This window comes from Verrucomicrobiota bacterium, from assembly GCA_016871535.1.
GTDB lineage: Bacteria > Verrucomicrobiota > Verrucomicrobiia > Limisphaerales > SIBE01 > VHCZ01.
Window position 1 is genome coordinate 1 of record VHCZ01000205.1, and the last position, 11,217, is coordinate 11,217.

Genomic DNA, 11,217 nt, shown 5'->3' on the forward strand with positions numbered 1-11,217 from the left:
AATGCAACACGGGGGATTTTCAGAGCCGCTTCAATTCAGCTCGCGGCGGTCGCGAACGACTCCACGCGCTCATTCACGCCAAACACCCCAACGTGCTGGACTTATGAAACTGAAAAGACGCGTCCCGTTTTACGTTTTACTTCTTACGTTTTACCTCCCACGTTTCACGAGTTCATGAGCATCTCCACCAGGAAAGGCGACGACGGGACGACCGGGCTGATGTACAATCGCCGTGTCTCCAAGCGCGATCCTCGCGTCGAGGCGTACGGCTCCGTGGACGAGCTCAACGCCGCCGTCGGTCTGGCGCGCGCCACGGGTTCGCACGAGTTCGTCACCGCGAACCTGCTCGCCATCCAGCAAGATCTGGTGGTTCTGATGGGCGAACTGGCGACGGCGGTCGAGGATTTGCCGCGCTATCAAAGCGACGGTTATTCGAGAGTGACTCCGGAAATGACCGCGAAACTCGACCGGCTCGTCAAAGAGATCGAAGGTCAAGGCATCAATTACAAGGGGTGGGCCACTCCCGGCGCCACCGTGGCTTCAGCGGCGCTCGACGTGGCGAGAACCGTTTGCCGCCGTGCCGAGCGCGGGGTCTGCGCGCTGCCGGAAGCCAATCAATTGGCCAACCCGGAAATCCTCGTTTATCTCAACCGCTTGTCGGATTTGCTCTGGCTCTTCGCGCGCTGGGTAGAAAGCAAATCGTAAACGAGGAACAACTCATCGTTCACGCGTCTCATCGACCTTAGCGTCAGCCGTGTGGAGTCATGGAGCGTCAAGGCCCCCAGGCCGTCGGCAATGGTGGGCGCGCCACGTCCTCCAAAAATCTTGGGGCAGATTGTCAGGTTCAATTCATCGACCAGGCCGGCGGCAAACAACGCTCCGTTCAATTCGCCTCCGCCTTCGCAGAGCAAGCGATTGACGTTCCACTGTTTCCTGAGCCAGCGGGCAGCCTCCGCGAAATCAATCGAGTGTTCCCCGCAAATCCGGACGACGTCCGCGACTTCGCGCAGTCTTTTCAACGCCGCGCGACCGGCGCGCTCGGTCGTCAAAACGATGACCGGCGAGAAACGACGCCGAAAGACTTCCGCCCGAGGATCCACGCTGCCGGACCCGCTGACCACAATGCGCAGATTATATTCCGCGAAGCCCTGTTTGAGGCGCAAGCGTCGATACCGCTCCGGACCGGGGCCCAGAGTGATTGAATTCCGATCCAACGTGCGCGCTCCCGCCATGACGGCGTCTGCCCGGCTCCGGAGCAGCAGCAGTTGCTCCTGGTCGCGCGGGCTGCTGAAGGACGACACCGCTCGATTCGCCGTCGCAATTTTGCCGTCGGCCGTCATCGCCATGTTGACGAATACGAAGGGCAACGGGTCTTTTGTCATGCCAGGTTTCAGGGTGCTGTCAGAGAAGCGCTGCCGGAGTCGTTAAAAGAGTTAAATCGTCAAATGGGTTAAATGGGGGTGCATTGATCAAAGGATCAACATCGCGTCGCCGTAGCTGAAAAAACGGTAGCGCTCGCGGATCGCTTCGGCATAGGCGGACAGAATCAGCTCCCCGCCGCGGGTTTCATTGGGCGCCGCAAAGGCACTGACGAGCATGAGCAGCGTGGAACGCGGCAAATGAAAATTCGTCACCAGCGCCTCCACCATCCGGAAAGGGTAGGGGGGGTAGATGAAAATCCGCGTGCGGCCCGCAGCCGGCGCAATGTTCCCGGCAAGACTCGCGGCCACGGCTTCCAACACGCGCACGCTGGTCGTTCCGACGGCCACGATGCGGCCTCCAGCGCGGCGCGTTTTCCTTATCGCCTCGGCGGTCTCCAAACTCAGCTCGAACCGTTCCTCGTGCATGATGTGGTTCTCAAGCGATTCAGCCTTCACGGGCGCGAATGTTCCCAGACCTACGTGCAGAGTCACGTGCCGGATCGCAACGCCCTTTGCTCGAATCTGACTCAGGAGCCGGTCCGTGAAGTGAAGACCAGCGGTCGGAGCCGCGACGGAGCCGAGTCGATCTGCGTACACGGTCTGGTAACGCTCGGCGTCGTTGATCGGCGCGGTGTGCGATCGCCGGGTTATGTAAGGAGGCAAAGGGATTTCGCCGAGGCGGTCCAGTTCTTCCGTGATGTCGCGCGTTCCGGAGAACTTCAGCAGATACTGGCCCTCGGCCGACTTGCGCAATACCTCAACGCCGACGCCGGCGCTGCTTTGTGTCGTATCCTTAAGTGACAATTGCGTTCTCGCGCGAATTCTTTTTCCGGGCCGCAGCAGCGCCCACCAGACGTTCGCCTCGGATTCTTCAAGCAGCAGAATCTCAACTTCAGCGCCGCCGGAGTCTTTCGTGGCCCACAGCCGCGCTCGCAGCACTCGCGAGTTGTTGAGGATGAGGAGGTCTCCGGGCCTCAGGAATTCCGGCAGGTCGGCGAATCGCCGGTGTTGGATTCTGCCTGTGGACCGCTCCAAAACCAAGAGACGGGATTGGTCCCGGTCCTCGACAGGGATTTGAGCGATCAGCTCCGGCGGCAATTCAAAATCAAAATCACTCGTTCTCACGTTCGCCAGGGACATGTTCTACCACTTGACCCAAGGTTTTGAACTAAACTCCGCAGTTGAACCGCAGATAGACGCGGATGAACGCCGAGAATAGAGTGGGGGATGGAGGATTTCGCCAACTCAGGGCAAACCAAGCTTCAAAACACGGATTCATTAACTGTGAATTATTCTGTAAGCAATTTATTCACAAGGATTAATCCTTGTGAATAAGTTGTTCATAAAAAATAGCATTCTTAATTGACACGCAAAAGTAAAGTGGATAGAAGTGGGGTGTTATGGGTTGTAGGTTGATCGTTCTGTAACAAAATGACGCCCGTCAGCACAAACGGACAAATCTTTTACAATTCGCTTTACCGTCATGGAGTGGACGACAAGCGGCGAGTGCAGATCCCAGCTAAGTGGCGCCCGGAATCCGGTGAAATTCAGTTCACGCTGATTATTTGGCCCAGAGGTGGTCAGAGAGACGCATGTCTGCTCGCGTTGCCGCCTGAGCAATGGGCAGCGCTGGTGGAAAAGCTAAAGGCGATGCCCCTGGCGGATCCCAAGGCTGAAGCACTTCGCCGTCTGGTGGGGACGAAATCAGATCAGGTGGCCTTGGACAAAGTCGGACGGATATGCATTCCGGAGTCTATGGCCAAGGCCGCCGCGATCGATCGGGAAGCCGTCCTGGTCGGTTTGGTCGATCGATTCCAGATCTGGAACCCAGAGCGGTATGACTCCGTGAGCACTTTCGATGAGCAACTGACAACTGAGGCATTTCAATTGATCTAGTTCTTATGCGACTTATCCGACTCTTAACCGCCAGCAAAAGCTGGATGATCGTCAAAAGCGAACCCAATCGTTTCCGTGACGTTCGCGAGAATCTCATTCCCAACCTCCAGTGCGGGCCCTTGGAATCCCACGCCACCGTGAAGCCGAGTTGCGCATTCTTCGATTCAGCCCGCCAGCGCGACAGCGGCCTTGCGGATTCCAAAGACAACGGGCTCAGCGTGCCGGATGCGGCAAGAGTCTCGTTCCCCCCTGGGAAATCGGCCAGGCACGACGCGTTTGGTGAGCCGGCGCTTTCTTACGCGGCAAAGCTTTGGGCCAGACTGCTGCACCCGTTTGCTTCGGTGGCTTCTCCGTCCGGAGGGAAACCTTCGCGGGGTGGAGCGAGATTGGACAACGTGCGTGTCGTTCGGAACGATCTGACCGAAAGCGATTTCGAGTTTGTCGGCGCTTCCAGGCCAGGCCTCCGCGAGCGGGCGGCGACGAAATCAGACTTGCAGGCCGGCGCCGTCCGGAAAGTTGCCAGTCTGTCCCGGTTTGCCGGGCAGTTGTTTGAAGTAGGCCGCTCGCGGCACTAAGCCACCAAATGTGCGAATCCCGTGTCCAACCTGGTCCACACGCCGGTGCTTTTGGCGGAAGCCATTGCGGCTCTTGCCCCTCGGCCATCGGGCACTTACGCAGACGGAACGCTTGGCGCGGGTGGCCACGCTGCGGCGATTTTGAAGGCAAGCGCCCCAACAGGCCGGTTGTATGGATGTGATCGAGACCCATCCGCGATTGAGGTCGCCACGAATCGCCTGGCTGAGTTTGCCGGACGGTTCGAGTTGCGGGTCTCAAGTTACACGGGACTGGCAGAATGGCTGGGGCCGGAGCGATGCGATGGAGTCATCCTGGATCTCGGAGTCAGTTCAATGCAGATCGACGACCCGGAACGAGGTTTCAGTTTCCAATCTGACGGCCCGATAGACATGCGCATGGATCGAAGCCAAACATTTACCGCCGCTCATCTCGTCAATGAGGCGAGCGCCGGCGAGTTGGCGCGAATCTTCTGGGAATTCGGCGGCGAACGCCAAAGCCATCGTCTGGCGCGAGCCATCGTCCAGGAACGAGTTCATCGGCGTATCGAATCGACGCGTCGACTGGCTGCTTTGATCGAGCGCTTGGCCCCGCAAAAGCGACTGCGGATTCATCCTGCCACGCGCGCGTTCCAGGCGCTGCGAATCGCGGTGAATGACGAGTTGGGGCAGTTGCGGGGTGGCCTGGATTCAGCCTGGGCCGTCCTGAAGCCCGGGGGGCGGTTTCTGGTCATCACGTTTCACAGCCTGGAAGACCGAATCGTGAAGGAGTTTGGTCGAAAACTCGCCCGCGATTATTCCGTGGAGGGGACGGAGGACATTCCGGAACTTCGGCGGCCCAAGCGCCCGGAGATGGCCTGGGTAACCAGGAAAGCTGTCCAGCCGAAGGACGAAGAAACCAAAGCGAACCCGCGCGCCCGAAGCGCGCAGCTCCGAGTGATGCAGAAATTGTGATATGGCCCGAAACCGCAAAATGCAGCCGATCGTCATCCGGTTCGGCCCGGCTTTGAAGGCTTGCCTGATCTGTCTTTTCATCGCCGGCATGGCCATCGGTTACGTCGGCCAAAAGAACCAGTTGCAAGTTTTGGGCGGGCAATTCCGCGACCTGGAGAACCGCTTGAGCAAGCTCCGGAGAGACAACGTCATGCGCGCCCGGATTCTGGATTCGCTGCAAACTCCGTCCGAGCTTGAAGCCCGGATCAAACAGATGAATCTGGGATTGGTGGCGCCGCAGCCCGAACAGATCGTCCGATTGGTCGAACTCACCCGGCCAGCGCCGTCGGAAGCCACGAATCATTTGTATGCTCGGCACAGCCTTTTGACGAAGGCGCGCGATTGACCCAGGTCTCCGCCGCGGCGGCCCTTCGCGTTGCCCAGAGGGCGGATCCGAAGCGCGGCGTGAGACGAAGCCGAAAGTCGTATGGCTCAGACATTGAACTGCAGGAGATTAGTGGCGATGGCGGTTCTGCTCGCCATCGCCTTCGCCACGCTCGGTTACCGCCTGGTGGACTTGCAGGTCGTTCAGCACGATCAACTCCGCAAACAAGCCGAGCGCAACACGCATCAGGTGCTTCTTCTGCAACCGCGGCGCGGCGAAATTCGAGACCGGCGCGGCAACGTCCTCGCGAGCAGCTTGTTTGTTAAGACCGTGTGCGCGGACCCCACGCTGATCGGCAGCTACCAAACCGAGGTGGCTCGCCTGCTTTCACCGCTGCTCGAAATCGCCGAGAGCAACCTCGTGGAAAAACTTCAGATTCGCAGCTTCGTCGATCACCAGGGCCAGACGCGCCAGGATCGTCACGTCGTCCTCAAACGCAAAGTCGCGGTGGAGATCTGGGAAAAAATTCAGGCGGCGATGAAAGGAATTCAATTCAGCGTCGAGGAAAAGAAACTGAATGCCAAAGACCGGGCCTTTCTCCGCAACCTCCGGCAGAGCGCGATCTATGTGGAAGCGTGCGAGGATCAGCATCGGATTTATCCCAATCACACGCTGGCGGCGCATGTCTTGGGGTTCGTCGGTGACACGCAGCGCCAGACGATTTTGGGGCCGGTCCGCGACATCACCGGCGCGGAGGGCATCGAGTTGAAGATGAATTCCGCGCTGGCCGGCGTTCCGGGCTGGCGGAGCACGGAAGTGGTGCGGGCGCGGGAGTTGGTGACATTTCGCGATCAAGAAGTCGAGCCGCATTCAGGTCGCCACGTCATCCTCACCCTCGACGCCGGCCTCCAACACATCGTCGAATCGGAGTTGGCCGAAGTGATGCAAAAGCATTCGCCCGTCAGCGCGTCCGCGCTCGTTATCAGGCCGCGCACGGGAGAAATCCTGGCCCTGGCTAACCAGCCAACGTTCGATCCGAATCGGGCCGGGGAATTTCCTCCGGCGATCCTGCGGAACCGCGTCATCACGGACTTGGCGGAACCGGGATCGACCTTCAAGATCGTCGCCGTCTCCGGAGCGCTCAACGACGGACTCATGACGTTGGACACGCGGATCGACTGTGAGAATGGCCGCTTCTTCTTTGCGGGGCGCTCGCTGCGAGACGATCACCCGGCGGGGATTCTTTCCGTCGAAGAGGTCGTGGCCAAATCCTCGAACATCGGCACGGCCAAGATCGCGATTCAAATGGGACCCGCCCGCCTCTATTCCTACATCCAGGGCTACGGCTTCGGCAGCCGGACGGGCATCCCGTTGCTGGGCGAGGAGGATGGTCTGGTTTATCCGCCGAAGAAGTGGAGCAAGCTTTCGATTTCGCGAATCCCCATCGGGCAGGGCATCGCGATCACTCCGTTGCAGTTGACTTTAGCCATGAGCGCGATTGCCAACGGCGGAGTCTTGATGCAGCCGATGCTGGTGGATCGGGTCGAGGACGATCAAGGGCAGGTGATCGCGCAATACTCGCCCCAACTAGTCCGGCGTGTGATCAGCGAAACGACCGCCGCGCAAATGACCGCGGCCCTGAAACAAGTGGTTTCAACCAATGGGACCGCGCGCCGGGCAAAGCTGGAGCGTTACTCGGTCGCCGGTAAAACGGGGACGGCGCAAAAGCCCGGGCCCGGCGGCTACGTGCCGGGGAAGTACTTTGCCTCGTTCATCGGCTTTTTCCCGGCCCATCACCCCGAACTCTGCTTGGGCGTGTTTTTGGACGAACCCAAACTGCCGACTTACTACGGCGGCCTGACAGCGGCCCCGGCCTTTCGGGCCATGGCCGAACGCGCGGCCAAATATCTGGCGATCCAGCCGGACTTGCCGCCGGCGGATGCGCTGGCGCAGCACAGTTCCCGCGGGCCGTTTGCAAGCGGAGTGAACCAACAGTAGATTCTCCGAGCAAGTGGAGGAGACCATCATGCAACTGAAGCAATTGATTAATGAGTTTCCGACGGTGAGCGTCGAAGGCTCGCTCGACCGCGAGGTCGCGGGCATCACTTATGATTCGCGCCGGGTCGGCCCCGGAATGATTTTCGTGGCCATTCCCGGCCAGAACGTCGATGGCCACGACTTCATCAACAGCGCCATCGCCCGCGGCGCCGCCGCGGTCATTTGCGAGCGCAACGGCTTCGTGTCACAACGGGTCACAAAAATCAAAGTGACCGATGTTCGCGAGGCGCTGGCTCTGGCCGCCGCGGCTTACTACCAGCATCCGAGCACAAAGCTCCGCGTGATCGGAGTGACGGGCACGAACGGGAAAACCACCGTGGCTTTCATGGTCAAACACCTGTTGGAAACGGCGGGCATCAAAACCGGGTTGCTCGGCACGATCCGTTACGAAGTCGGCGAACGCGTGTTTCCGGCCCAGCGCACCACGCCCGAAGCGCTCGAAGTCCAGCAAATGCTGGCGAGCATGGTGCGCGCGGACTGCGAGGCGTGTGTCATGGAAGTCAGCTCGCACGCGCTCGATCAGAAGCGCGTCTGCGGCGTGGATTTCGACGTCGCCATCTTCACCAACCTCACCCAGGACCATCTGGATTACCACGGCACGATGGACCAATATTTCCAAGCCAAGCAGCGGCTCTTCACGCCGCGGTTTCTCGGCACCAAGCGAGGCGGTTCGGTGATCAACATCGAAGACGCGTTTGGCCAGCGGCTGCTTTCCGAAACCAAAGCGGAAATCCAATTGACCTATGGCCTGCGCGAGACGGCGATGCTTCGCGCGTCGGAAATTCAACTCGGCAAGGACGCCACGCGGATGGCGGTGGAAACGCCGGAGTTCAATTTCCATTGCCGCTTGCCGCTCATCGGACGCCACAACGTGTATAACGCCCTGGCCGCCGTGGGCGCGGGCCTCGTCCTCAAACTTGGCGCGACGCCGCTGAAAACGGCGTTGAACACGATGGACCCTGTGCCGGGCCGTTTGGAAAACGTCTCCGCCGGCTTTCCGTTCGGCGTGTATGTGGATTATGCGCACACCGAGGACGCCTTGCGGAAGGTGCTCACTACCTTGCGCGAATTGACCGAGCGACGTCTGCTGGTCGCCTTCGGGTGCGGCGGCAGCCGCGACCAGGGCAAGCGAGCCAAGATGGGGCGCGCGGCCGCGGAGCTGGCGGATTTCACCGTGATCACCACGGACAATCCGCGAAAAGAAGATCCCGCCCGGATCGCCGCCCAGGTCGAGGAAGGCTACCGCAGTGTGCGTCCATCGCGGTGCCTGGTGGAATTGGACCGCCGCCGCGCGATCTATGAGATCATCGCCATGGCACGCCCCGGCGACACGGTGCTCATTGCTGGAAAAGGCCACGAGACGTATCAGGAATTTGAAGACACCGTCATCCCGTTTGACGACCGAATCTACGCGCGCGAATCGCTGGAAACGCTCCGGCCGCTTTCCGGATGCGGAATCGAAGCGGCGCCGCTCACCCCGGGGAACTAACTCGAAAAAACCAATGAGCTTGAACTGGAGCATGGAGCTGCGCACTTTGAAATTCATTGCCGAGTCGTGCGGCGGAAAACTGCTGAGCGGTTCGCCGCGCGCCCGCGTCTGCCGCGTTTGCACGGACTCGCGGCAGCTTCAGGCCAACGATCTGTTCGTTGCGCTGGAAGGCGAACGGTTCGACGGCCACGATTTTTTGCCCGAGGTCTTCAAGAACGGCGCGTGCGCGGCGATTGTGAACCAGGCCAAGGTGCCGCGCGGCTCTGAAAAATGCGCGCTCATCGGCGTGTCCAACACGCGGCAGGCGCTGGGGAGACTGGCCGCGCGTTACCGAAAGGATTTTGCCCTCCCGTTCATTGCCGTGGGCGGGTCCAACGGAAAAACCACGACCAAAGAACTCGTCGCGGCCGTGTTGCGCGAGCGCTTCGAAGTGCTTCGAAGCGAAGCGAGCTTCAACAATGACATCGGCGTGCCGATGACGCTCCTGAACTTGAACGAAGCGCATCAAGCCGCGGTTCTCGAGGTCGGCACCAACCATCCCGGCGAACTGGCGCCGCTCGTGGAAATGATTCAGCCGCGCTACGGCCTCCTCACGAATATTGGCCGCGAACACCTGGAGTTCTTCGGCGACGTGGAGGGCGTCGCGCAGGAGGAGGGCTGGCTGGCAGAACTCTTGCCCGCAGACGGCAAGCTCTTCGTCGATGGCGATTGCGAGCCCATGTCGAAAGCGATCGCGCGGACGCGCGCCAACGTCGTGCGCGTGGGTTTTGAACCGACGAACGATTGGCGCGTCCGGGATGCGCGGGTCACTGAGACGGGGGTGAAATTCGACGTGACGGCGCCCGACGCAGAATTTTCTGGAGAATACGAGGTCCGCCTGCTGGGCCACCATCAAGTCCGGAACGCTTTGCTCGCCGTAGCGGTCGGGAAGGAACTCGGTCTGAGCCGTGCTGAGATCCAGCACGGCCTGGCCGGCTGCGCTCCACCCAAGATGCGTCTCCAGCTTTGGCGAGGGAACGGCCTGCAGATTCTGGACGACACCTACAACGCCAACGCCGATTCGATGCGCGCGGCGCTGCAAACGCTGCGGGATTTCCCCTGCGAAGGCCGGCGGATCGCGGTGCTCGGGGACATGGCCGAGTTGGGGAAACACAGCCCTGAGGCTCACGCCGAAGTCGGGCGTTATGCGGCTGAAGTCGGGATCGGCCGCCTCTTTGCGGTGGGGAACATGGCTTCGGTAATGGGGAAAGCCGCGCGAGACGCCGGCCTGGACGCGGTCAGCGAATTCTCCGCCGTGGAAACGGCGACCGCCGCGCTGAAGGAATTTGTGCGACCGGGCGATGTGATTCTTTTGAAAGCTTCCCGCGCGACACGACTGGAGCGAATCAGCGAAATGCTGCGCGCGGGCGGCGCGGCGAGGTGAACCGCAAAATGCAGAGGAATGACTACGGGCCATCGACCGACCGACGCATGCTTTATTATCTGAGTCAATACATCCAGGAGCGGGCGGCGGGCACAGAATGGGCCGACCCGTTTTCGTTCCTACGCGTATTCCGTTACATCACGTTTCGCAGCGCGGGCGCCGCCCTCACAGCGCTGGCGCTGAGCTGGTGGCTGGGACCGCGAGTGATCGATTGGCTGAAGCAATTGAAGTTCGGCCAGAACTATGCCGACAAAGCCGAGGAAGCGGGCGAGATGGCCGCGCGCCTCCTGAGCAAACGCGGCACGCCCACCATGGGCGGCGTGCTGATCGTGACGGCGATGGACCTGTCCGCGTTGCTGTGGGCGCAGTGGAACGAGCTCGTGTTGCTGACGTTGCTCTCGCTCGTCGTGCTGTCGGGCCTGGGATTTTACGACGACTACGCGAAGATCGCGCTGCAAAACAGCCGCGGCGCCAAGTCGTACATCAAGCTGGCCGTGCAAACTCTGCTGGCCTTGTTCATTGGGCTGTACCTTTGGCTGCTGCCCGCCACGAGCGAACTGATCACGGAGCTCATGGTTCCGTTCTACAAATACCCCGTGCTGACGGGCGTCGGCGCGCTTGGATTGCTCGTGACCGTGCTGACGATCGTCGGCTTTTCCAATGCCGTGAATCTCACCGACGGTCTGGACGGTCTGGCCATTGGCTGCACGTTGATCGTTGCGACCGTGTTTCTGGTGTTCACTTACGTCGCGGGCAACATTCGGTTCGCGACCTATTTGCAGGTGCCTTACGTTCCGGGGGCGGGGGAACTGGCGGTCTTTTGTGGGGCGATGATTGGAGCCGGTCTGGGATTCTTGTGGTTCAACTGCCACCCCGCGCAGATGTTCATGGGCGATACCGGTTCGCTGGCCCTCGGCGGTGCCTTGGGCATTCTTGCCGTATTGATTCATCAACCGTTTGTGCTGTTGATCGCCGGCGGAGTCTTTGTCCTCGAAGCGGCCTCCGTCGTTTGCCAGACGGGTTATTTCAAATACACGAAG

The 11,217-nt window shown here is 60.4% G+C and carries 11 protein-coding genes; 9 read left to right on the top strand and 2 right to left on the bottom strand.

Going from position 1 to position 11,217, the window contains the following annotated elements; translation table 11 throughout:
- The first annotated feature begins 174 nt into the window (after positions 1–174).
- Positions 175–705 carry a cob(I)yrinic acid a,c-diamide adenosyltransferase gene (locus tag FJ398_20840; protein ID MBM3840361.1) on the top strand — a complete coding sequence of 177 codons (531 nt, stop codon included), beginning with the start codon at positions 175–177 and terminating at the stop codon, positions 703–705.
- On the opposite strand, the gene FJ398_20845 is transcribed toward FJ398_20840, so the two are convergent.
- Complete coding sequence (locus tag FJ398_20845; GenBank protein MBM3840362.1) at positions 642–1,382, bottom strand: hypothetical protein; 741 nt, start codon at positions 1,380–1,382, stop codon at positions 642–644. The two genes, FJ398_20840 and FJ398_20845, sit on opposite strands and share 64 nt — an antisense overlap.
- 87 nt (positions 1,383–1,469) lie before the next feature.
- Complete coding sequence (queA, locus tag FJ398_20850) at positions 1,470–2,546, bottom strand: tRNA preQ1(34) S-adenosylmethionine ribosyltransferase-isomerase QueA (protein MBM3840363.1); 1,077 nt, start codon at positions 2,544–2,546, stop codon at positions 1,470–1,472.
- Positions 2,547–2,852: 306 nt separating this feature from the next.
- Between queA and FJ398_20855 the strand changes: the two genes are divergently transcribed.
- The 8 genes from FJ398_20855 to mraY all read left to right on the top strand — a co-directional run.
- Positions 2,853–3,317: a hypothetical protein gene (locus FJ398_20855; GenBank protein ID MBM3840364.1), complete on the top strand. Its 465-nt coding sequence runs from the start codon at positions 2,853–2,855 to the stop codon at positions 3,315–3,317.
- A gap of 5 nt (positions 3,318–3,322) precedes the next feature.
- Positions 3,323–3,892 carry a hypothetical protein gene (locus tag FJ398_20860; GenBank protein ID MBM3840365.1) on the top strand — a complete coding sequence of 190 codons (570 nt, stop codon included), beginning with the start codon at positions 3,323–3,325 and terminating at the stop codon, positions 3,890–3,892.
- A gap of 21 nt (positions 3,893–3,913) precedes the next feature.
- Positions 3,914–4,843, top strand: coding sequence for a 16S rRNA (cytosine(1402)-N(4))-methyltransferase RsmH (gene rsmH, locus FJ398_20865; GenBank protein MBM3840366.1), 930 nt, complete (start codon positions 3,914–3,916; stop codon positions 4,841–4,843).
- A 1-nt stretch (position 4,844) separates the two neighbouring features.
- Positions 4,845–5,228: a hypothetical protein gene (locus tag FJ398_20870; protein MBM3840367.1), complete on the top strand. Its 384-nt coding sequence runs from the start codon at positions 4,845–4,847 to the stop codon at positions 5,226–5,228.
- An 81-nt stretch (positions 5,229–5,309) separates the two neighbouring features.
- Positions 5,310–7,205: a penicillin-binding protein 2 gene (locus FJ398_20875; GenBank protein MBM3840368.1), complete on the top strand. Its 1,896-nt coding sequence runs from the start codon at positions 5,310–5,312 to the stop codon at positions 7,203–7,205.
- Between the two features lie 28 nt (positions 7,206–7,233).
- Positions 7,234–8,754: a UDP-N-acetylmuramoyl-L-alanyl-D-glutamate--2,6-diaminopimelate ligase gene (locus tag FJ398_20880; protein MBM3840369.1), complete on the top strand. Its 1,521-nt coding sequence runs from the start codon at positions 7,234–7,236 to the stop codon at positions 8,752–8,754.
- A 13-nt stretch (positions 8,755–8,767) separates the two neighbouring features.
- Entirely contained in the window at positions 8,768–10,177 is a 1,410-nt protein-coding gene (locus tag FJ398_20885; protein ID MBM3840370.1) for a UDP-N-acetylmuramoyl-tripeptide--D-alanyl-D-alanine ligase, read from the top strand.
- An 8-nt stretch (positions 10,178–10,185) separates the two neighbouring features.
- On the top strand, positions 10,186–11,217 hold a 1,032-nt coding region (mraY, locus tag FJ398_20890), incomplete at its 3' end, for a phospho-N-acetylmuramoyl-pentapeptide-transferase (protein MBM3840371.1).

Coding starts and splice junctions, on each gene's coding strand:
- FJ398_20840 (MBM3840361.1), top strand. CDS start 175: ATGAGCATCTCCACCAGGAAAGGCGACGACGGGACGACCGGGCTGATG.
- FJ398_20845 (MBM3840362.1), bottom strand. CDS start 1,382: ATGACAAAAGACCCGTTGCCCTTCGTATTCGTCAACATGGCGATGACG.
- FJ398_20855 (MBM3840364.1), top strand. CDS start 2,853: ATGACGCCCGTCAGCACAAACGGACAAATCTTTTACAATTCGCTTTAC.
- FJ398_20860 (MBM3840365.1), top strand. CDS start 3,323: ATGCGACTTATCCGACTCTTAACCGCCAGCAAAAGCTGGATGATCGTC.
- FJ398_20870 (MBM3840367.1), top strand. CDS start 4,845: ATGGCCCGAAACCGCAAAATGCAGCCGATCGTCATCCGGTTCGGCCCG.
- FJ398_20875 (MBM3840368.1), top strand. CDS start 5,310: ATGGCTCAGACATTGAACTGCAGGAGATTAGTGGCGATGGCGGTTCTG.
- FJ398_20880 (MBM3840369.1), top strand. CDS start 7,234: ATGCAACTGAAGCAATTGATTAATGAGTTTCCGACGGTGAGCGTCGAA.
- FJ398_20885 (MBM3840370.1), top strand. CDS start 8,768: ATGAGCTTGAACTGGAGCATGGAGCTGCGCACTTTGAAATTCATTGCC.